Below are 21,587 nucleotides of genomic sequence, written 5' to 3'. Positions count from 1 at the left end.
ACCTGGGGCTCCTCGACGCGCCACTGCCGGACGCGTTCGCGTGACCCAGTGCCTTCGACGTTCCCGCGGTGGTCCATGCCGATGAGCCTTGTGGAGCCAACCACGCCTCTTGCACCCAGCCGAAGCCGGACAGACGGCTGCCCGTTGCCGGTGACTGGTCGCGGTACCTGCCCGAGGAAAGGCTCGCCAGGCTTGGCAGCAGTTCCGGGACCGGTGCCCCAGACATGCTGGAGGGCGTCGTCCAGATCGGGCCGGGCGAGATGGGTGCAATGCTCGGTCATCCGCTCGGAGACCTGGACCAGTGAGGTCTGCTGCGCGGGTCTCGCATACTGCGTGGCCCTGGCCAGCTTCGGCACGCCGCGCGACGCTGATCTGCTGGCCGCCTATCTTGATCGCTATCTTCGCCGCCCTGACCTCGCCTACGACCAGATCGTGGCGATGGGCGCCCTCGTGTTCATCGACCTGAATCTCGGAGGTGGCCAAGCCGCGCGTTTCCTGGGCCCAGGTGGCTTGTGGCAACAGTGGCTCCAAGGCGCATCCCACGTGCAGCGCACCGAGGACCTCGCCACCTATCTGAGCCTGATCCGCCGACTTTGCGCCTTCGTCGACGAATGCGCGGAAACGCGATGACCGCAGCACCCCTCTTGGCTGTCGGGATGGCGTGCCTTCAGCTTGATCCGCGTGCGGTACGGCTCAGCACGGCGCGGAACCGTTCCCGCCCTGCCTCGACGCTCGCCTCCCACAGCCCCGCGACATCACCGGACACCGATAGCTGCTGAAGCCGTTCCTCCTCAGCACGGAAGGCAACGCCTCCTATGTTCTGATCCAGCGTTCCCATCGGGGTGAGCATCGCATGGCCACAGGACACCGCGTCCTCCGCGCTCCCGGAGCGGTTGAATACCCGAGATCCTCTCGTCTCGCGACTGAAGCTCGGGGAACTGCTCCAGCACGCGGACGCGATCGGAGGCGTCGGCGAGAGGGCGGTCGGCGCACCAGAGGCCAACTTGGTTGGTGGCCTGTCTGCGGGTGGGATGATCTTGTGGTTGGTGGTCGTCGGGAGGGACCCAGGGCTTCGGCGTAGTCGGCGGGCGTCCGTTTCGTGATCACTTGAGCCCGAGCAGGGAGAGCGGGCGGTCCGCGTTGCGGGCGTTGTATCGCAGAGCGGCGGCGATGTTGGTCGCGCCGGCCAGTCGCAGGGCGCCGATGGCGAGGTTGCGCCAGATGGCCATCGCCCGGGGCGCGTTGCCCGTTCGCAGCTGTGAGGCGTCTTCGGCGAACGTGGTGTCTCTGACGTGGTGCAGGGCTTCGATCTGCCAGTGATCACGGATCAGGGTCGCCAGTTGGGCGGGACTGGCTTGCTCAGCGGTGGGGCTGGTGACGGCGTGGACGGTCTTGACGGTGGTTTTGCCAGTCTTGCGGTCGGTGCGGCGGCGCATGATCTGGATGGACTGCCGGGCTCCGGGGAAGAGCAGGCTGTTGACCGTGACCACCTTGATCCGTCGGATGAGGTAGGCAGTGTTGCGTCGGCCGCGTTCGCCGTTGAGGAGGCATTGGCGGCGCCGACGACACTGGCGGAAGGCGCCTGCCGAGCGTCACGGCGGGGGGTGGGTGGCCGAGCCGGTTCGGCCGCCCACCCCGGGCGAGGACGAAGACAGGCCCCCGCTACCCCGGGGCCCCCACCGGACTCACGGTCCGTCAGCTCACACCTGGAAGCTCTCGATGTCCGACGTCGTGCTCGTGAAGCCGTTGGTCGAGATGACTCTGAGCTGGACCTGCGTTCCCCGGGGGAACTGGCTGCGATCGACGGTGATCGCGGGGTTCTTCAGGCCGACCCCGATGGTCTGCCACGTCCGCCCGGCGTCGGTGCTGACCTGTGTGGCGAAGGTATGGCCGGGCTGCGGTGCCTGGTCGAAGTCCAGGTCGAGCTTGAAGGCGCCTTCCCCCGCCGCCCGCCAGGGGACGGGCGTGCCGCGCCACACAGTCGATTCTCCCCACACGTTCCCCGGAGTGGCTCGTGCTCCCCAGATCCCCCGAGGAGGGCGTCGGATGGCAGGCGTTGACCGTGGGTTCGACCACTTGGCGGATGGGCGTGCCAGTCACACCGCGTGGCGCTCCCGTGGGCGGTTGTCCCGGACGGGCCCGTCGGATGTCGTGACCTGCTGCGGATGGGCGGTTGAAGGCCGTCGGCGCAACTCCTGGTCTCGGCCCTGGCCGACGCCGTTTTGGTGTGTCGCCCGCGGTCAGACGACGATGCAGGTCACGGCTGCCCACAACAGGGGTGAATGCTCGATCCGGCCGCCGACGCGCCAGCGGTCGAGCTGCTCGCGCTGCCAGCGGCCGAGTCGGTGCACGGGGTCGGGGTGTTCGTGGGCGGTGTCGACGGCGACGATCGCTTTCGACAGCGGGCGTACGGACTCGGGCACATCGGCGAGCCGGTGGAAGGCGAAGCTGGTCGGCAGGACCCAGCGGGTCGCGGTGACCAGCTCGGCACCGTTGTGGATCATCGCCGTGGCCAGCCCGAACGACTCGGCGAACCGCAGATCGCCGCCGCTCTCGCAGCCGATCAGGGCGACCCGCGGCGGCGCCGGCCAGACTCGCGCACCCGGCTCCCCGTCCGCCCGCAGGGGGAGTGTGCCCAGCAGGAGGTCCTTGGCCGACAGCGGCCGATGGGCACGGACCGCCTCGGCCAGGCCCGCGCTCTGCGGACCGCAGCACAGGTGGAGGGCGCCGTCCTCGCTCTGCCCGCCCTCGATCGGCGCGCCGCTGACGTGACCGACGTACATCAGTCTGCGCGCCCCCTTGCGGAGCACACCGCTCAGCCAGTCCCGGTCCAAGTCGGTGCGGCGGAACGCCTCCGCCGGTGTGTCGAGGGGCGGCTCGACGGCGCCCGCGTCCAGACGGGACCGGACCAGCGACAGCAGCTCCGGATCCGAGCCGGGCGGCCCCAGGACCGAGCCGAGCGGGGAGTCGGCGCGGAATCCCGGTACCCGGGGGTCGAGGACGAGGACGACCGGGCCGGTGTCCTGCACCGGGCGTTCGGAAGTGGTCTGTCGTCGCAACGACGTCGCCGTGGTGGTCACAACGTCCGCCAGATCGATGAGCCGGACATCGTCGTCGACGGCCAGCAGTTCCCAGGGGACCTGGGCGACCCGGGGCGACGGCTGGATGCGTACCAGCGGGCGGCCCGCGTGTTCCGACACCTGGCGTATCTGCGCCGTCAGCCCCTCCGGCCACAGCGCCTCGGCCAGCGTCCGGGCGAGCCGCCGCTCGGCGCGGGGATCGGCCAGCGCGCCCGACTCGAACGCCCGCCGCATCCCCGCCGCGCCCTCCCCGGGCAGCGCGGCAGCCAACTCACCTACGGCCTGGTCGACTTCGGCGACAGGACCCCGTCCGGTGCCGAACCCCCGGGCACCGCCGGCCCACGTCCAGGTCATGAACAGGTCGCCCGCGTCGGCCAGCCGGACCTGGACCACCGGGCGGTTCGTCAGGTCGTCGGTGAACCAGAACGGGACCTCCTCCTCGTCCACGATCCGCCGGCGATAGCGGAACTCGGCCCCCGCGATGAACTCCTGGAGCGCGATCCGGCCGGTCTCCGCCGACATGCGCACCTTCGGCGGCGGCGCGACGCGCAGCCCGGCGGAGGCGGCGGCCTCCGCCGCCACGCCCCCGAGCGTCATCGCACCGTCGTCGGCGTCTCCGTACGTCTTCATGCCCGTGTCCGGGAAGACCGGTGCCGTGTCCTCGGCGGGCGTCACGGACCCTGGCGTACCGCCCAGGGCCAGCGAGGCGCCCGCGCAGCGGTGCTCCACCAACTCGAAGAGGAGCCCCTGGTCCTGACGGCGTATGGCGAGGCGGAAGGCCAACCGCATGGCGTCGTCCGCCAGTTCGAGCCACTGGCTGCGCGCGTGGGCGGTGACGAAGTCGTGGCGTGCGGCGGCCAGTGCCAGGGCGGCCGGGATGGCGAGGGAAAGCGCGGTGTTGATGGACCGCGTCTCGTGTTCGCCGTGGTCCGTCCGGTTCAGGTTGTCCTCGAGGGTCCGCGCGAGCATCAGGTCGACCTGCGCGCACCGCTCGAGGATTCCCCGTTCCTGGTAGACGTCGCGGGCCCCCTGGGCCAGCCGCTTCATCTCCTCGATGTCGTCCCGTTCGTACGCCTGTTGGGCGCCCATCAGCATGGTGTCGGCGGCGGCGACCGAGGCGCCGAGCAGTGCGAACCGGTCCAGGCTTGCCGTCATGAGGTCGTGCGCACCCGTGGCGTTGCCGCGGCGGTCGGCGAGGAAGCTCCGGCCCTGCTCACAGACGGCGAGTTCACCGAATCGCCGCTGCTCCTCGAAGAAGGCGGACGCCTCGGTGAACAACCGCTCCGCGAGGTCGAGTTCGCCCCGCTTCACCGCGAGGGACGCCCGGTGCGCGAGCATCGTCTGCTGCTCACCGGTGTTCCCCAACGCCCGGAAGGCGTCCTCCGCGCGCGCGAAGTGGTCCTCGGCCGCGTCGAACCGTCCGGTCGAGGAGCAGATCACGCCGAGCGCGGTCAGCAGGCGGGGCATGGCCTCCGGCGCGCTCGTCGGAGTGGTGGACAGCAGCAGCGTGGCCTGCTCCTCGGCCGTTCCCCACTCGCCCCGGTCCATCAGTAGCAGTACCCGGTTCAGACCGAGTTCGGCGCCGCGCAGTCCGTCGGGATCGCCGAACTCGGCCAGCCTGCCCGTCGCCTCGTCGAGACAGGCCAGCGCCTCGTCCAGACGCCCCGTCCTGCGCAGCAGGTCGGTCTGCGCGATCAGCGTCTTCAGCACTGTCTCCAGCCACAGTTGACGGCCCCGCGGCCCCATCGGCGCCGACGCGATGCCGTCCAGCAAGGCGCGGGACCGGTCCACGGCGTCCTCGGCACTGGGCAGGTCCGAGGCGTCGAGGAGGACGGTCCCGAGGTCGGCCAGCACGTGCGCGCGCAGGAACCGTACGTCGGGGGAGTCCTCCAGGGACTCGGCCAGGGTGAGCATCTCGTCGTAGACGGCGTACGCGGCTTCGAAATCGGCGGCCATGTGGTGCTCGTGGGCCTGGGCGAAGGCGCTGTCGAGCGGCTCTCCGTACAGGAATGTCGGTGCGGTGGTCTCCCGCTCACCATGGGTCTGCCGCTCGCCGCAGGTCTCGTGCTCGCTGCCGGTCTCGTGCTGGCCGCTGTTCTCGTCCGGCATCCGTCAGTAGTCCTCACTGGTGGCAGTGGCGGCCAGTGTCTCGGCGAGAAACGGTCCCGAGAGGGTGTCGGACCCGTCGTACGTCGTCGGCTGTGCCGCGTCGGCCAGTCGCCGCCGGGCCAGGGCGCGGATCGCGTCACGGTCGGCGCGGCCGTCGGGCCCGGGGCCCGGGTCGAAGCCCGGCAGCAGGACACCGACTTCGTAGTGTGGCGGCGTCGTCGTGGACGACGGATGCGAGCCCGGGGGCTGCTCCACATCCGCCCGGCCGGCCCACACGTCGTCCCGTCGGGTGAGGGGCACCCGGTTCGGACGGCCGCCGTTCACCCGGACCTCCGCGACGAGCGGCCCGCCGATGGCGGGTGCCGCGACGTGCGCGACGACCTCGACCTCGATCTGCCGGCGCGCACCGAGCGCCCGAGCGGTCCAGGACACCGCGTCCTCGGCGGCGTCGACGAACCCCGGCGGACAGCGGCGCCAGTCGTTGGTCCCGGAGCCCCGCGCGATCACCCGCCCGCCGCCGACGAATGGGGCGCCCGCCGCGAGGGCATAGCCGCCCTGCCGTGCGAACAGTGCGCCGGGGCCGACCGGCATACTGGCGGCGGAGACGGTACGGCCGTGGTCCTGTTCCTGGTCGAGGGCCGAGTGCAGGCGGCGCAGTTCCGGACCGTCCAGCCCGGCGCAGTCCGCTGCGTCGCCGATCAGCCGCAGAACGCTCTCCAAGTGCCCAGCCGTGTCAGCCGGTGGTGGTGTCGCACGCCACCACTGGATCAGCGGGTCGAGGGCGGCCCGGTGCTCCTCGACCAGTTCGGCCACGCAGTCGTCGGGCTGGTCGTCGACCTCATCCAAGTCGTCGAAGAGCTGCTGGCACTGGTGGGTGAGCGCGGCCAACTCCAGTCCCAGCACGTCCGGTTCGAGCGCCGGAATCCCGTCTGTGTACGACGCCGGCCACCACCGGGCCGCCCAGTGCCCGAAGCCGAGCCGGGCGGCGGCGTTCGCGAGAGCGGTCGGGTGGTCCCTCGACTCCCGTACGACCAAAGGCTCCTGTGCCCCCGCCGAGACCGCGTGCACGGCGGCGGCGACGCGCTCGCCGTAGACCGCCCACAGCCACTGCTGCGCCCGCCCCACGTCATGGACCTCCGCCACCGGCCGCCCCGGACTCCCGAGGACGGGCCACACCAGCACCGCCCCCGCGACGTCCAGCACGGACCGCGTGAAGTCCGGGCCCACGGTGGCCACATCGGCGTAGGTCCGGACGTGTCCGAAGGCAGGACCGGCGGTGACCCGGATCGTGCCGCCCTCGCCCCGCACGAGGTGGATGTCCGTCCCGGCGCCCGCCATCATGCGTTCCTCTGCTCGGCCGCTTGCACGGCGGTCGCCGAGAGGGCGCGCAGCGCCGACCGGACTCTGGCGCGGTGGTCCATCATGACCGAGCGGGCGACCCCGTCGAGCACCGCCCAGGCCGACGCGAGGTCCCCCAGCGGTGCGCCGTGGACGTCCCGCCCGTGCAGCCGCACCCACAGCCGCCGCATGTAAGCCACCCACGGGGTACGGAGGTCCTGGGCGAGGGCGTCCAGGACGCCGCCGTCCGGGTCGGGGCAAGGAGACACGGTCATCCTGCGGGCGCGCAGGACCGAAGCCTCGCGTCGCCAGCGGCTGTTGACGGCCCGGTGCGCAGCCGTACTCCCCGCCGAGGCACTTCCGGGGCCCAGCGGGTCGAGGCCGACCGCGAGCCGTCCGCCGAGGACGACGGTGACGCGCAGGCTCTCGTCGTACAGGCCGAGTGGGGCGCAACTGCGGCCGGCCTCGCGCCCGACGAGCTCCGGCACCGTCGGCAGTTCCTCGCGCCGGGCCGACGACTGGAGCACGACGAAGAGCCGCTCGAAGAGGGTGCGGTCCAGCGGTGCGGGCAGCGTGGCGGTCGAGGCGCCCCGGCCGACCTCCGGCCGCGACGGCACCGGTCGCGCGGTCAGTCCCAGATGTGCAGGCGGGTCCTCGCCGCCCCAGACGCCGTTCGCGTGCGCCCACAGGACCCGGCCGAACAGCCCGCCGTGCCCCGCCCCAACCATGGCTGCGTACGCCGGCGAGTCCGGTTCCGGCGCACCGCAGGCTTCCAGGGTCTCGGTAGCCAGCGCCACCGCCTCGGCCGCGTCCGCCGTCGGCTGACGGCTCTCCCATGCGACGGCCAGTTCCGCGTCGAGCCGGGCGCGCAGGGCGGGGTCCGCGAGGCAGTCCTTCAGCGCCTCCACCGTGCGTCCGCCGCCCGCGTCCGCCACGTCCTCGACCACGGCCCGGGCCACCGCGTCCGCGTCGGCGGAGGGCGCTCCGTGCTCGGTGGCCAGCTCGAAGCAGCGCTGGAAGTACAGGTCCTGGGGGTTGCCCGCCACGACCCCCAGCGCCCGGCGGGCCTTCTTGAGGAGCGTGAACCACTGTGCCGTCGCCGCGAGACGCGTACCGGACTCCCGGATCAGCGCGTCGAGGCGCGCGGCCTCGGTCGGTCCGAGGAAGTCAGCCGCCAGTTCGGGACGTAGCGCGGGCCTGACGATCAGCGGCAGCACGATCAGCTTGACCGTCCGGGTGAGCGGTGCCCCGCCGGGGCCGCTCAGCGACGCCGGCCCCGGCCCGAGGCCACGCCAGGCGTGGTCGATGACCAGGGCGCGCGGTCGGCGCTCGTCGGTCGGCTGGCTCGGGGGTGGCATGGGGGGAGAGTACGTCGTCCACGAACAGGCGGGCGAACCTGGGATCGGTAGGCGTCCGGGGCCGCCTAGCGTCCCCGCCAGGCACCGCACCGGACACCGGTGATCATTACAAGGAGGAGCGGTCATGGGAATCTTCGGCAGGCGTGGCGGGAACCGCGAGGAGCGGGCCGCCGAGATCGCCGGCAAGGTGGCGAGCGGCAAGGGCTTCTACGGCCGCGCCACGCGCGCGTTCCTCGGCGCGGAGGATTTCGCCAGGGTCCAGCAGTCGATCGGCGCGTACCAGTCGGGCCACGACGTCCAGCAGTTGCTCGCCGCGGGAGCGCCGACCACACCCGCCGTCGTCATATCGATCAGCGACACCGGCCGACTGGTCAACTTCGACCCGGTCGTCGACCTGGTCCTCCAGCCGGCCGGAACCACCGACCGGATCACTTTCCAGACCCTCGTCTCGAAACTGCGCATCCCCCGCACCGGCGACCAGGTACTGCTGATCGCCGACCCCGCCCGGCCGGGCGGCTACCTCTACGCCGGGGACGGCGTGACCCCGTGACCCCCGCGCCGCTGTACGAAGTACCGGCGAACGATCACGTCCTGCTCTCCTTCGACGGACGAGTGCTGGAAGTGTTCGGTTACGTCGACGACGCCCGCTACCACGTCTGGGAGGGGCCTCATCTGGAATTCCGCCCCGGCCGGAGCCGCAGACTGGCGATCGTCACCCGGCACGGCAGACGCCACTCGATCCCGTACGACGCCCACCTGCTCCCCGGCCTCCAGGACCTGGCGGAACGGCTGGCGCGGAGCCTGTCCGAGACACCGGAGCACTGAATGGCAGACGGCGGGGACGGGATCCAGTGGACGCAGATCTCGAGGGCCGGCTTCGGGCAGTACGAGGTGGCCGCCCTGATGTGCCTGTGCGGACCGGTCATGCTGGGCTTCGCCCTCTTCGCCGGCGCAGATCTCATGGTCATGGGCATTCTGTTCACGGTGGTCTTCCTGCCCCTGGGCCTGGGGTTCTGGTTCCAGACCACCGCCGAGCGGGAGCAGAACCGGCGGCTCGACGCCGTCGGGGTTCCGGCGACCGCGGAGGTGACCGCCCTGACCGACTTCGACTGGGACGGGGAGGGATCCGGCGTAGAGGTCGAACTGCGGGTCAGCGGGCCCAGGTTCCGGACCTTTGAGACGACCTGGAGGCGCTCGCACCACCCCGCCCTCCGCGTGGGTCTGAGGCTCACCTCTGTCGTCGAACCTTCCGCAGGCCTTTTCCGGGTGAACATCTGATGAACGGTCACGAGATGCTGGAGTTCTGGTGGTTGGTTCCCGCCGGCCTGGCCCTGCACGGCTACGGCCGCTCGCTCGCCGGGGTGACCCGGGCCCAGCGGGCGGTATGGGCGAGGGCACGGATCGTGGGCGTGGGGCAGCCGGCCCACGGCGACTCCGAGAGGCCCGGGATACCGGTTACGGTCGCCTTCCAGGACCCGGCCACCGGGCGGGACTTCACCCTGCCCAACGCCGGCGAGCACGGCGACGCGATCCAGGAGGCGTGGGTGGGCCGGGAGTTCGAGGTGCGCTACCCACCCGAAGAGCCGCTCCGGTTCGCCGTCGTGCTCGACACCGACGGCGAGAAGAGCGGACGCACGGGCCCCGACTGCGCGGTCATACTGCTCCTCATCGGGCTGGTGATCCACGCGACCGTCCGCTGGGGCTACCCCTGGGCACTGTTCGGCTTCGGCGCCCTGCTGACCGCCCTCGCGGCGCGCAGCCCCGACATCCGCACCGTGCGTGCCCGCAACGCCCTGCTGGCCTCGGCCGTCGCCGTCCCGGCGCGGGTCGTGGCCGTCACCAAGGATGTCCACACCGACGGGGAGGGCGACGAGATCGTCAACCACGCCCCCGTCGTCACCTTCACCACCCGCGACGGCACCCACGTCACCGTCCTGTCCCGCGACGGCATCCCCGATCCCGGCCGATCCCTCCACCGGACCCTCACCATCCACTACGCCCCCACCGACCCGTCCGTCTACACACCCGACCCCGCGGCCGACCGCCGCTCCGGAGCGATGAACATCGCCTTCGTGGTCGCCCTGCTGCTCACGGGGGCGGCGGCGGTCGTGGTCGGTGCGCTCAAGCTGGCGTGAAGGAGAGACCATGTGCAGCCGTACCGGCGTGTTCGTCGGCAATCTGGTGTTCACCGCGCTCTGCATGTCAGCGTTCCCCTTCTTCCTTGCCGTGGGAGGTGCCGCCTGGCATGACGGCGCGGACTGGGGCTGGGCGGTGGCCGGACTCGGCGCGGTCGGCACCGCCGTGATCCCTGTCATGGCTGCCACCTCCACGCGGCAGGAGTTTCCCCGGATCACGCGCAGCGACCGGGCGAAGAGCGGCGTCTTCTACGGCGACGACACGTTCGTGATGTGGGCGTCACGGTCCGAACAGGGCCCGGCGGGCGCGCGGTTGGTGCGGGCGGACGTCCTGGAGGCGTCGTTCGTGCGGTACAGCCCCGACGACGAGGCGAGGTTCACGACGCACTTTGGGAACTACGCTCCCGCGGAGTTCATGCCGGAGATCAGGCTGAGGCTGCGGGTGTACGCGGCGGAGGGGCCCGAAAGGGCCGCCGGGCGTGGGGCGTTCGAGATCACCGGCGAGTGGCGGGTACCGCCCCTGTGTCTGTCGGCGATCACGGCGGGCCGCTTGGCCGTCCTCGTGGACCCGGTCGCTCAGGTCGGTCCGGTCGGCCCCGAGGGCCCTGGCACGGTCACCGTCCTCTGGCAGCGCAGCACTCTGCTGGCGGGCACGAGAACCTGTCGGGTGATCGACCTCGAAGGCCGGCGGACCGAGGTGACCCGACGTCCCGGCCGCCAACTGGAACAGATGCGGATCTCGCGTGCGGTCGGAGGCGTCGAGATGATCGGCGACACGATCGACCTCCGGCGCCTGGACGCGGAGACGGCGGCACGGTACGGCGCCCTGGCCGACCGGGCACGCGTCTGCCCCGAGGACCGGGCACCGGTGACCGAGCCGGGCGAGGAGGCCCGCCTGCTGGTGGACCAACTCCCGGGCGAGCAGGCGGGGTTCGGCGCTGTTGGCCGACGCTGGTCGCGTCGCGGCGGCCACCTGGTGCGTGCCCGGTTCCTGGAGATGCGCGGCACGACTACCTTCCAGGTCCACGGTCCGGTGCTCGACACGGTGCTGCGCATCCGGCCGGCGGACGGCACACCTGCGTTCGACGCCGCCCGGCGGCTGACGGTGCCGATGGACTACCTGGCTGTGCTGCACCACACCAAGGAGGTGGTCCTGTGCGTCAGCCCGAACGGCAGGTCGTACGTGGTCGACTGGCACCGCACCAGTCTCCTCGCGGGCCTCACCACGGCCAGGGTCATCGCGCAGGACGGCCGGGAGTTCTCGCTCCCCGCCCGCTGCGAGGCGCTCTGGCCGCTGATGAACCTGCTGGCCTCCCACGGCCTCTCGAACCCGGCTCCCGTCCTGGACCTCCGCAGGCGCTGCATGGGCGCGGTGGCGGGGGCGGTGATGGAAGTGGTGCGGGACAGGGGCCTGGCACCCACTGATCACCGCGCATAGGGTTCTTCCATGAACGACGAGATCACGACCACGGTCGGCAGAGAGTTCTACTCGTTCGACGGTCGGATACTGGAGATCTTCGGCGGTTACCCCCTCCGCTTCCACATACGGCACCTGCACCTGCGCGTCACCGAACCCGACCGGAAGGGGAAGCGGACTGTGGAGATCACACATGGCCGGCCGGAAGCCCCGGGCGCTCGCCACACATGGAACTACACGGCCGCGGAATGGGAGCAGGCCCACGGCCTGGCCGCGCTGCTGGAAGCGGTACAGGCGGCCATCGACTCCACCTCAGGACACCGGCCCGTGTGACCCGAGCTGCCGCCCGGGTTCTTGCCCGGCATGAGCGCCTTGGCGATGAGGCCCGCGAGCAACCCCGGCAGCGTCAACGTGATCACGGACGCGGCCACCACCTCGGCCGCGACGAACGACGGTCAGGCCCTACCCGACCTCCTCGCCCACCGCGGCACCCCTGATCGTGGCGCGGTTCACCAAGAATCAGTGTCAGCCGTGCGAACGCGTTCGTCACACCGAAGTAGGCCAGTCGCAGCAGCATGGCGCATCATCATGCCGCGGTGATCGCTAGCCGCATGAGACCGTCGGTGCCATCAGCCACAGCCGGGATGCCCCAGACCACGCTCACAGCTCCCACCAGGATGGATGAGTTTTCGGCAAGGGCAGGGGCGGCCAGTCCCAGATCAGCACGCTGTGCTTCTTTTGCACAGCTGCGGTTGGGCCCGCGTGCTCCGGCTGGGATCGGTATCGTGCAGCCCGTCCTCCCGGACCGGGTTCGTGCGGTGCCGGCCGGGGCGTTGGCGTGGTGTGCGCGCATCCGCGCTGTGCGGGCCCGCCGCCTGCGGGATGCCGGGTATTGCGCGTGCCAGGCATTGCGCTCGGCGGGGTGCTGGTCAGGCCTCTCGTCAGGGTCTCCAGCGGCGCCTCCCGGGCCCGGTGACACCTTTGAGGTCGTCCGCCGGGCAAGGGGGATGCGGTCGTGCTGGGCCCGGAGGCCGGCGGCCCTGTTGCGGGACCGCGGAGAGGATGACGGGGGGGGGGTCAGCCGGCGTCGGTGGACAGCGGTGCGGGTCCGGTGGATTGCCGTATGACGAGTTCCGTGCCGAGTGTGACGTCCTCGACCGTTTCTCCGTTGTGGATGTCCATGAGCATCTGCATGCCGTGGAAGCCCAGGCCGTTGAGGGGCAGGCGCACTGTGGTCAGGGAGGGGGAGCTCAGGGAGGCTACCGGCAGATCGTTGAAGCCGACCACGGAAAGAGCTTCGCCGACGGTGAGGTCGAGCGTGTTCGCTGCGTAGTAGACGCCCATGGCGATGTTGTCGTCGTCGCAGACGAACGCCGTCGGACGGCCGGGGGAGGCCAGTACGGCGACCAGACGGTCCCGGACCGTGCGCGGGTCGAGGGAGCACGAAACATGGCTTGCGGTGATGTCGGGATGACTGAGGGCACACTGGCCGAAGACATGCGCACGCTCGGCGAACGTCGAGGTGGGGCGATCGGCGCGCACGTGCATGATGCGGCGATGACCGAGCGAGGTGAGGTGGGCCAGGATGTGCGCCATGCCGCCGCCGAGATCCATGCTGACGGTCGGCGTGTGACCGTTCGGGGCGTCGTCGAGCATCACCAGCGGGAGGCCGGTGCGCAACTCGGCAACATCGGCGGCCGACATCGAGCAGGCCAGGACCCCGTCGATTGCCTGTTTCGGCACAGGAAAGGGCCCGCATCCGTCTTCCGCGCTCAGCGGGAACACCACAACGCCGATGTCGTTCGTCGCGCCCGCCCGAGCGGCGCCGGCGTGCACGGCGGAGAAGGCGGGGTTCTTCAGTGTCGGTACGACCAGGAGGACGGTTCCGGTGCTGCCCAGACGCAGGCTGCGGGCAGCCTGATTGATCTGGTAGCCCAGTTCGCTTGCTGTCGTCATCACACGGCGGGCGGTCTCCTCACGGATCCTGCCCTTCCACTTGCCGTTCAGGACGAGCGAGACGGTCGACTGCGAAACCTGCGCCATGCGTGCCACGTCGGTGGCGGTGACGGTGCGAGGGGTTTCGGGTCCTGTCATCCGCATATCTATCCATTGTTTTCAATGTGAATTCATTCCTGTTGACGGAATGAATCGTCAGGATCGTAGATGTTTCAAGATCTTCTGGGCCGATCTGCTGTGGCCTGGAGGGTGTTGGCAGCAAAGGCGTTGATGATCCCGAGGGAAGCGATTACAAGTCAAGGGCGAACAGGCGCGCCGATGAGCCTGGAGACGGTTTGGCTCGCCCCGCCGGGTATCTCTTTGATGGCAAATCATGACAAAAATTCCGAGGGTGGCGAACCGTTCGCCTGTTGAGTACGGAGCAGGCGCCTCTGGCGCAGGGCTGTGGGGGCGGGGTGTCGCGCCGGAGCCGGCGGTCGGAAGGCTCCTGCAGCCGGCGGACGGGCGGTGCGTGCGCTGGGCCGGCGGCGGCAGTATGCCGCGGAGCGGTGCTCCGTCCGGACAGCCCTTACGGGAACGGCCGGAACGACGGGCGGGGGTGCCTGTCCGTGTCACGTTCACCGGGCTCTTCTTGCCGCGCACGGCTCGCGTGATGCCTTCGGCCTTCATCAAGCGCTCGACAGTGCACCGGGGTCACCTGATGACCCTGCCGTTTCAGCTCGGCCCAGGTCTTACGGGCTCCGTAGGCGCTGTAGTTGTCGCGGTAGATGCTGGTGATCAGCGGCGCCAGTTCCGCGTCCCGCGGTGAGCGGGCCGATGGCATGCGCTTCTTGTGCGCGTAATAGGTGGACGGGTGGATGCTGCAGCCATAGGTGGATTCCTCGGTCGTGGTCCCGGTCCGGGCGTCGGCGTCGACCTCGGCCTGACGCACCCGGTTCCGCAAGGACTCCGGGCCGACGTCGAGCTTCGCGCCGATCGATCGGATTGCCGCGGACTCGGTCTTGTACTGATCACGAGTCTCCAGGATCAGACGCACGGCCCGCTCCTTGAGCTGCTTGGGGTATTGCTTCGCCATAACGGACTCGGTCCTTCCAAGGGATCGAGTCTCGATCAAACTCGGAACGGTTCACACCGGCCAAATATTTGCCGCTTGTATCGAGCCAAGTGCGACGTCCGTTCCAGGCGCGGCCCGTAGCGGGTGTATTTCATGATTGAACTGGGTAACAAGCCGTCGCCATGGGCAGGGCATATTCGCTCCGTCCGCACAGAAGGGGGCCGCTGCAGTCGCCGACAGCACAGCCCCACAAGTCCGTCATACGTATGAGCAAGTGAGATTGCAGCGCACCCCGAGTAGCGGCAATTGTCAGGTACTTGTCACGCAGTCATGCGTGTGACTAACCTCTTCCCGTTCGAAGTGCTCCCTGCCTTGAACGCGCATCGTCGGCTTGCGTGCTGAGCCTACCGACGGTGCACGGGTGAAGCGTTGAGCATTCAATTTCCTGGGGGCGCGTATTCCTTGCCGACTTGCACGCTGGGGTCGGTTCTGCACGTGAGCGTGACACTTCGTCTTAATTGAGGGGGCGGTTCCACGTGAGTCAGTCTGTCCAGCTTCTTGTCGATACCCTTCTCGTTCTCGGGTTCGGAGTTCAGCACTCCGGACTCGCCACGCTGAGGGTCAAACGCACAGTCAAAGTCAAGACGGGCATAGAGCCGCTGGCCTGGCGGTCCGTCGAATCACTGTCCAACGTCGTATACATCCTGGCGGCGGCCGCGCTCTGGCAGCACACCGACAGCGTGGTCTGGGAACTTTCCGGCATACCCATGGTCGTTATGTACGGCCTTGCCGTCGTGTCATGGCTCTGGTACTGGCAGCTTCACCTGTTCGAGTACGACTGCGGTCTTGCCTTCGGGTCGACGACCCTCGTCGCCCAGAGTGCCGGCGCTCCGGGCCCCAAGCTGATCAGCTGGAAGATCGGCACCCGCCGCTGGATCCGGTTCCCCGTCCACACGGCCTTCTTCGGCATGTTCTTCCTGCTGCCCACCATGACCACCGACCTGCTGGTCCTGGCCATCGTCCTCAACATCTACAACGTCGTCGGCAGCATCCTCTACGACAAGCGCCTGATCGCCACGGCCGGTGAGCCGTACCAGCGCTACATCGACGTGACCGGGCTCATCTTCCCGCCGGTGTACCGCTGCCCCCAGGGCGCGGCCGACATGCCGATGCCGGCCCCGGCGCACTGGCGCAGGCCCGCGATGCACCTGCCCGGCCTGCTCGTCGGCCTCGGCCTCGGCGTCCTCTACTACGCCCTCATCGGCCCGCACGCCGTCACCCCGATGGACATGCTGCAGGCCGGTGGCGCAGGACTGCTGGGCGCCGTCCTCAGTGGCCTGATCCTCGGCACGATCCTCAATCCCAGCGCGACGGAATGGGCCCAGCAGCAGACCGACCTGTCCACCACGGTCGCCCTCAACGCCGCCACTGGTGTGGTCACCTGGGCCGTCATCGGCTGGGTGCAGACCGGCACGGCGCCGTCGTTCGCCGCCTTCCTGCCGCTGTGGTTCATCGTGCAGTACCTCGGCCACGTCTTCGCCTTCCTCGCCAACCGAAGGAAGTGGGGGGCGGTGCTGGGCGAGTCCGACTCCGCCGAGCAGTCCCGGACACCGCTGGCCGCACCGGCCAAGCAGCAGGCGGGCACTGCCGCGGCAACGATCAATCCCGGAGGCATTCGTTGACGGAAACGCTCGTGACCACCGGCCTGGGACAGCGGCGCACCGCCAGTCTTGACATCCCGCTGCGCAGCTCCACGTCCGAGACACCGTTTTGGCATCGAGACGAGCCAGTGCTCGCCGTCACCCGCCTCGACCCCGAGTACGCCCGGCTCAAGGAGCACTTTCCCAATGGCTGGGATCACCTCGTCCACGCCAAGTCCCTGTTCGACGGCATAGCCGCCCTGGACATCCCGCAGGTCGAGCCCTCGGCCGGGCGGCGGGAGCAGACGGTGTCCCTTGCCCAGGCGGCCGCCCAGGAACTCCTGGCGTTCGCGGACAAAGAGACCGCACCCGGAACCCAGGACGCGGTCCTGCACGCACGAACGGCCGCCCAGCGCCTGACCGTCTACGCCCGCACGGGCGAGTGGGAACCGATCACCCTGCAGGAGCCGCACCCCGACCGGCCCTGGTTCTACTGCGGTCCCATCGGAACCTGGGCCATGCGCGCGGCGGCACAGTCCATCGGGTTCCTGGTGGCGGTGCCGAGCAACGACCTCCAGCAGGAGGTCGACATGGTCACCCTGCGCACGAGCTGGGTCCGTGACCGGGTGGCAGAAGTTCTGGGGGGCGAGATCAAGTCCATCCAGGACATGCAGCCGTCCATGTGTGTCCTGGACCTCCTGCTCAGCGGTGGCGAATCAGCCGTCGGACACAAGAACTTCGCGCATTTCTTCCCCTTGGAGGCCGCGCGGTCGCGAGTGAACGGGCCGGAGTTCACCGTCGTCTTCGCCAACATCCACAGAGAGCGCATCCAGAACTGCTCGCTGAGGCTCTTCAGGGAGATACAGGGCGCGGAGGCGCAGACCCGGCTCGACGGTCTGCTGCGCACCTCGCTGCGCTGGTTCCGCGGACACGACCTCGCCCACTTCTGGCGCAAGTCCACCGTGACGGACGAGGGCAGGCCGGCGGAGGGCCTCACCCCCTTCGAGCGCATGGGCCTGGAGGAGACGTACGCCGACGTCCTGGGCCTTCTCTCGGCCGGGCTGTTCTCCTCCGACCTGCACCTGGGGGAGGCCTACCGGGTCGAACTCTTCCGGTACCTGTCTCGGCGGCACCATCACTTCGCGGACACCACCGCGGCCGTCCTCACCGCCGGCTGGCTCCAGACGCACCAGGTGTCCCTGGAGCCGGACACGAGCAAGAGCTGGCTGCCCAGCGCACGCCAGGCCCTGGAGGAACTGGCCCGGACCCTGCACAGCACGCTGTGGGAGGAGGACGCCTCCCAGGTCGCGGTCCTGCGTTCGGCCCTCGCGACGGGCGCCGACTACCAGAAGAGGCTCGGCAGTGTGTTCCAGTCGCTGCCCACCGATCTGTCCTACACCTTCGGCTGAGGGAAACATGAAACAACGTACTGTCGTCATCTCCGGCGCATCCTCGGGAATCGGCCTCGCCACGGCACGTCGCTTCGCCGCCGCGGGGGACCGCGTGGTGAACCTGGATCTCTCGCGGCCCGACGAGGCCGACGCGGTGGGAGAGTGGGTTCAGGCCGACGTCACGGACTGGAGCGGCATTCGCTCCGTCCTGGACTCCGTGCACGCCGAGCACGGCTCGATCGACGTCGTCGTCGCCAACGCCGGGATCAGCCTGCGCCGGACGTTCGTGGAGATGACCGAGAAGGACGTCCGGTCGCTCCTCGACATCAACGTGCTCGGCGTCATCGCCCTGTGGCAGGCCGCCGCCAAGCACATGATCGCCGCACGGAGCGGGGTACTGCTCGCCACCGCATCCACGAACGCGTCCGTCGGCTATCCGTACTACGCCGACTACAACGCCTCCAAGGCCGCGGTGCTGGCCCTGACCCGCACCCTCGCCCTGGAACTCGCGCCCTACATCCGCACGGCATGCGTCAGTCCCGGCTACGTGATGACACCCATGCAACGCGCCGAGTACACCGACGAAATGTTCGCCGAGGTCAACGCGAAAATCCCGGCCGGCCGCCACGCCGATCCCGCCGAGATTGCCGACGCCTTCTTCTACCTCGCCTCCGATTCGGCACGTTTCGTGACGGGCCAGCAGATCGTGCTGGACGGCGGAGAGCTGGCCGGAGGCACCGCATCGGCGCACGGCACCGTCTTCGGCTGAGCTACCCCGTCCCTCGTGAAAGGACCGATATGCAGCAAGGATTCGAGATCGCACGGCACGGCAGCGGGGCCGGTACTGTCGTCACCGCCAAGGGCGATCAGCCGCTGAACACTCTGGAGCGCACCTGGTTGCTGGACGAGCTCGCCAAGTCCGGCTACTTACTCTTCCGCGGCTTCGGCCCGTCGATCGAGCAGTTCTCCGAGCTGGTGCAGTCGGTGTGCACCCGTATCACCCTCGATCCGGCGCGGGAATTCAGCGAGGGAAAGACAGTCCAGAAGGTCGATCTCGGAACCGACGCGGTCGGGCTGCATGTGGAACACGGCACCAACCCGCTCACGCCTGACCTCACCTGGTTCATGTGTGAGAGCGCGGCCCGTGTCGGCTCCCAGACCACGGTCTGCGACGGCTACCGGGTCTGGGAGCAGCTCACCGAGCAAACCCGGCAGCGGTTCCTGGACCAGGACATCGTCTACTCACGGAACATCAGCGAGGACGCCTGGCGGGCGCTGACCTCCAGCCTCCTCAACGGAGCCAAACCGGACGATCAGATCACGGTCGATGATCTCATCGAACTCGCCAAGCTCTTCGGTGAGGAAAAGCTGCAGATTCGCGCCAACGACGACGGGTCGATCCATTACGTCTACAAGGTGGCGGCAGCGCACCCGACGCTCTTCGGTGAGCGGCTTTCCTTCGCCAACAGCATCCTTGGCCCCTCCTACCACTATGAGAAGCCCCGCATCGCCTTCGCGAACGACGACGAGATACCGCAGGAGGTCATCGCGGAGATCGAGAAGGTGACGGCTGGGCTGACGGAGGATCTCGACTGGCAGGACGGCGATGTCGCCATCGTCGACAACACGCGCGTCATGCACGGGCGTCGGGCCATCCAGGACGCCGACCGTCGCAAGATCTACGTCGCCCTGGGCTACCTCGACAGCGCTGACATCGACCCGGGTGCGGCAGCGACGACCACCGCACCCAGAGACGACGCACCGGGCGGGCAGTGAGCGACGCAAGGATCTCATTGCCTGCCCGGCTCACCCCGCCAACTCCTGTCCAGGGCCTGTCCGACCGAAAGGAGTCCGAAATTTCCTCACCGAAGAATTCCGTCAGCATGTTGCGCGATGCCGCTCCCGAGCTTCCGCAGCGTCGCCTCAAGGATGACTGGTCCTACATCTACTGGAACAATACGGCGCTTTTCTCGGAAGAATACCAAGATATGATCTACTCCGTTCTTGTGGAGATCTCCACCAAGGCGTTCGGCGCGGACATGACGCCGTACTGGCGCGACCGCAAAAAAGGGCGCTTCTTCGAGAAAATCTCCAAGTTCTGCCTGCTGGTGGACCCGTTGGGCAACATCAGTGGATGGACTGGATACCACCGGCGAATCTTCGGCAACGCACACTGCCTCTACCTGGACTCCAGCGGTGTGCTTCCCGAATCGCAGGGCGGCGGCCTCATGGGGAACATCCACGCGAGAATGATCGCCCTGGAATGCCTCGCCTACGCTCCTCGACCGGTGTATCTGGTGGCGCGGACGGAAAGTCCCGTGGTGTACCGCCTCCTGCGCAACGGATGCGGTCCGGGCAACATCTGGCCGGCCCCGGACACCATCGTCGACAAGCAGATTTCGCTGATTGCCACCGACGTGGCGGAATGGCTGGGCCAAAGCGACAAGTTCGACCCAGGCAGCCTGCGCATCCTCGGTGCCTACGACAATCTCGACGCCCTCTACGGTGACCTGCCCAGTTGCGGTGATCGCACCATCGACGCCTTCTTCCGCAAGACGCTGCGCCCGGAGGACGCCTACATCGTGATCGCCAAAGCCGGCTTGCCCAGAATCGCCCAGCAGTGGGCCAAGAGGGAGATCAAGGCGGTGCGTGCGGCGCAGTCGCAGCGGTTGCCGTGGCTCGCTTCGAAACTGGAGGGAAGGTGACGGAACCCGTGACTGCGCACACACCGGCCGATGCCGAAAACACCGAACGCGTCAAGGAGGTTCTGGCACCCCTGCACGCCGGTCTCCTGGACGAGGCGGAGAGCCTCTACCTGGACCTGCACCGCCATCCCGAGCTGTCACACCAGGAGGAGCGCACGGCCGCCCTGGCCGCCGGCTGCCTGGAGAAGGGCGGGTTTGACGTCGTCACCGGTGTCGGTGGCCACGGCGTGGCAGGCGTGCTGCACAACGGCGACGGCCCCACTGTGATGCTGCGCGCGGACATGGACGCCCTGCCGGTGCAGGAAAGCACGGGACTGCCATACGCGAGCGAGCGGCGCGCCCTCAACAGCGAGGGCGAGGAGGTGCCGGTTTCCCACGCCTGCGGCCATGACGCCCATATGAGCAGCATGCTCACGGCCGCCGTCCTCCTGGCCCGGGCCCGACACGCCTGGCGAGGCACTCTGCTGGCCGTCGCGCAGCCGGCGGAGGAGACCGGCGACGGAGCGCAAGCGATGCTGGAAGACGGGCTCTACAGCCGGATCCTCAAACCCGATGTGGCGCTCGCTCAACACGTCGTACCGCTGCCGATCGGGATCATCGGACATCGGTCAGGGCCCATGATGGCTGCTTCCGCGGTCGTGAAGGTCACGATATTCGGCCGCGGTGGGCACAGCTCCGCACCGCAGGCGACGATTGACCCCGTCGTGATCGCCGCACACGTGATCACCCGGCTGCAGACCGTCGTCGCCCGTGAGGTGGACCCGGCCAGTTGTGCCGTGGTGAGCGTCGGCACGCTGCACGCCGGCACGCAGGCCAACATCATCCCGGATGCCGCAGAGCTCGGAATCAGTGTGCGGTGCTACGATGACGCTCTCCAGGATCACCTACTCAATGCCATCAAGCGCATCGTGGAGGCGGAAGCCGCGGCCTCCGGAGCACCCCGCCCCCCTGAGGTCGAAGTGATCGAGGGGGTCCCGGTCAACGACAACTCCCCGGCCCTCACCAGCAAGGTCCGTGCCGCCCACGAAGCCTATTTCGGGGAGGGCCGGGTCATGGAGATGCCGCTGTTGGCAGCCAGCGAGGACTTCCCCTACTTCGGCGCCGCGGGCGCGGGCGTGCACTACGACGGCACGGCGGTTCCCACTGTCTACTGGGTCGTTGGAAGCACGTCGATCGAGGCGTGGCAGTCGGCTCCTGGCGCCACTCCGCAGGAGAAAGTGAAGCACCTGCCCACCAACCACTCACCGCAGTTCGCTCCCGATCCACGGCCCACACTCCTCACCGCGTCAGAAGCCATGGTGACGGCCGCACTTTCCTATTTGGGCAGCTCAGTAAGACCGACCGGCACATGGGGGGTGGGAGAAGGAGCGGGGCTGGGTGCGTGCAGCTGCGAGGCGGAGGATT

General features: G+C 69.1%; 19 protein-coding genes and 1 pseudogene. 13 read left to right on the top strand and 7 right to left on the bottom strand.

The genetic code is table 11. The features are described 5' to 3' along the window. The first annotated feature begins 75 nt into the window (after nt 1–75). Nucleotides 76–630, top strand: a complete 555-nt coding sequence (locus tag ABTZ94_RS37910; RefSeq protein WP_502967266.1) for a DUF6000 family protein — start codon at nt 76–78, stop codon at nt 628–630. Nucleotides 631–1,262: 632 nt separating this feature from the next. Here the strand turns inward: ABTZ94_RS37910 and ABTZ94_RS37905 are convergent. The 5 genes and pseudogenes from ABTZ94_RS37905 to ABTZ94_RS18625 all read right to left on the bottom strand — a co-directional run. Beyond that, nucleotides 1,263–1,436 (bottom strand): annotated as a pseudogene (locus ABTZ94_RS37905) (ISAs1 family transposase); the annotation flags it as partial. Between the two features lie 264 nt (nt 1,437–1,700). Further along, nucleotides 1,701–1,979: a hypothetical protein gene (locus ABTZ94_RS18640; protein ID WP_351202146.1), complete on the bottom strand. Its 279-nt coding sequence runs from the start codon at nt 1,977–1,979 to the stop codon at nt 1,701–1,703. Between the two features lie 261 nt (nt 1,980–2,240). Continuing rightward, nucleotides 2,241–5,189 carry a CHAT domain-containing protein gene (locus ABTZ94_RS18635; protein WP_351202145.1) on the bottom strand — a complete coding sequence of 983 codons (2,949 nt, stop codon included), beginning with the start codon at nt 5,187–5,189 and terminating at the stop codon, nt 2,241–2,243. 3 nt (nt 5,190–5,192) lie between these two features. Continuing rightward, a complete protein-coding gene (locus ABTZ94_RS18630) occupies nt 5,193–6,527 on the bottom strand; it encodes a hypothetical protein (protein ID WP_351202144.1) in 1,335 nt (444 codons plus the stop codon). After that, nucleotides 6,527–7,885, bottom strand: a complete 1,359-nt coding sequence (locus ABTZ94_RS18625; protein WP_351202143.1) for a hypothetical protein — start codon at nt 7,883–7,885, stop codon at nt 6,527–6,529. The genes ABTZ94_RS18630 and ABTZ94_RS18625 overlap by 1 nt, the downstream gene beginning before the upstream one ends. A 124-nt stretch (nt 7,886–8,009) precedes the next feature. On the opposite strand from ABTZ94_RS18625, the gene ABTZ94_RS18620 reads away from it, so the two are divergent. Genes ABTZ94_RS18620 through ABTZ94_RS18595 form a run of 6 tightly spaced genes read left to right on the top strand, consistent with a single transcriptional unit; the run spans nt 8,010 to nt 11,770 of the window. After that, complete coding sequence (locus ABTZ94_RS18620; RefSeq protein ID WP_351202142.1) at nt 8,010–8,435, top strand: hypothetical protein; 426 nt, start codon at nt 8,010–8,012, stop codon at nt 8,433–8,435. Further along, nucleotides 8,432–8,710, top strand: a complete 279-nt coding sequence (locus ABTZ94_RS18615) for a hypothetical protein (RefSeq protein WP_351202141.1) — start codon at nt 8,432–8,434, stop codon at nt 8,708–8,710. The genes ABTZ94_RS18620 and ABTZ94_RS18615 overlap by 4 nt, the downstream gene beginning before the upstream one ends. Continuing rightward, nucleotides 8,711–9,163 (top strand): hypothetical protein, encoded by a 453-nt coding sequence (locus tag ABTZ94_RS18610; RefSeq protein ID WP_351202140.1) that lies wholly within the window; start codon nt 8,711–8,713, stop codon nt 9,161–9,163. Continuing rightward, complete coding sequence (locus ABTZ94_RS18605; protein ID WP_351202139.1) at nt 9,163–10,020, top strand: DUF3592 domain-containing protein; 858 nt, start codon at nt 9,163–9,165, stop codon at nt 10,018–10,020. The genes ABTZ94_RS18610 and ABTZ94_RS18605 overlap by 1 nt, the downstream gene beginning before the upstream one ends. Before the next feature lie 10 nt (nt 10,021–10,030). Further along, the gene (locus ABTZ94_RS18600; RefSeq protein ID WP_351202138.1) at nt 10,031–11,458 is read left to right on the top strand and encodes a hypothetical protein; all 1,428 of its coding nucleotides are present in this window, start codon (nt 10,031–10,033) and stop codon (nt 11,456–11,458) included. A gap of 9 nt (nt 11,459–11,467) precedes the next feature. Continuing rightward, nucleotides 11,468–11,770, top strand: coding sequence for a hypothetical protein (locus ABTZ94_RS18595; RefSeq protein WP_351202137.1), 303 nt, complete (start codon nt 11,468–11,470; stop codon nt 11,768–11,770). A gap of 744 nt (nt 11,771–12,514) precedes the next feature. Here the strand turns inward: ABTZ94_RS18595 and ABTZ94_RS18590 are convergent. Both ABTZ94_RS18590 and ABTZ94_RS18585 read right to left on the bottom strand, forming a co-directional pair. Beyond that, nucleotides 12,515–13,531, bottom strand: coding sequence for a LacI family DNA-binding transcriptional regulator (locus ABTZ94_RS18590; protein ID WP_351202136.1), 1,017 nt, complete (start codon nt 13,529–13,531; stop codon nt 12,515–12,517). A 430-nt stretch (nt 13,532–13,961) separates the two neighbouring features. Beyond that, entirely contained in the window at nt 13,962–14,468 is a 507-nt protein-coding gene (locus ABTZ94_RS18585) for an IS3 family transposase (protein WP_351202135.1), read from the bottom strand. 515 nt (nt 14,469–14,983) lie between these two features. Between ABTZ94_RS18585 and ABTZ94_RS18580 the strand changes: the two genes are divergently transcribed. The 6 genes from ABTZ94_RS18580 to ABTZ94_RS18555 form a co-directional block, all read left to right on the top strand. Beyond that, the gene (locus ABTZ94_RS18580) at nt 14,984–16,129 is read left to right on the top strand and encodes a hypothetical protein (protein WP_351202134.1); all 1,146 of its coding nucleotides are present in this window, start codon (nt 14,984–14,986) and stop codon (nt 16,127–16,129) included. A gap of 11 nt (nt 16,130–16,140) precedes the next feature. Then, nucleotides 16,141–17,496 carry a DUF8614 domain-containing protein gene (locus tag ABTZ94_RS18575; protein ID WP_351202133.1) on the top strand — a complete coding sequence of 452 codons (1,356 nt, stop codon included), beginning with the start codon at nt 16,141–16,143 and terminating at the stop codon, nt 17,494–17,496. Between the two features lie 7 nt (nt 17,497–17,503). Further along, entirely contained in the window at nt 17,504–18,247 is a 744-nt protein-coding gene (locus tag ABTZ94_RS18570) for an SDR family NAD(P)-dependent oxidoreductase (RefSeq protein WP_351202132.1), read from the top strand. Between the two features lie 29 nt (nt 18,248–18,276). Further along, nucleotides 18,277–19,254 (top strand): TauD/TfdA family dioxygenase, encoded by a 978-nt coding sequence (locus tag ABTZ94_RS18565; RefSeq protein WP_351202131.1) that lies wholly within the window; start codon nt 18,277–18,279, stop codon nt 19,252–19,254. Nucleotides 19,255–19,361: 107 nt separating this feature from the next. Next, the gene (locus ABTZ94_RS18560; RefSeq protein ID WP_351202130.1) at nt 19,362–20,183 is read left to right on the top strand and encodes a hypothetical protein; all 822 of its coding nucleotides are present in this window, start codon (nt 19,362–19,364) and stop codon (nt 20,181–20,183) included. An 8-nt stretch (nt 20,184–20,191) separates the two neighbouring features. Continuing rightward, on the top strand, nt 20,192–21,587 hold a 1,396-nt coding region (locus ABTZ94_RS18555), incomplete at its 3' end, for an amidohydrolase (RefSeq protein ID WP_351202129.1).

The sequence above is a fragment of the Streptomyces sp. NPDC002785 genome (assembly GCF_040295565.1).
Lineage (GTDB): Bacteria > Actinomycetota > Actinomycetes > Streptomycetales > Streptomycetaceae > Streptomyces.
This window is presented reverse-complemented; position numbering and strand designations above follow the sequence as displayed.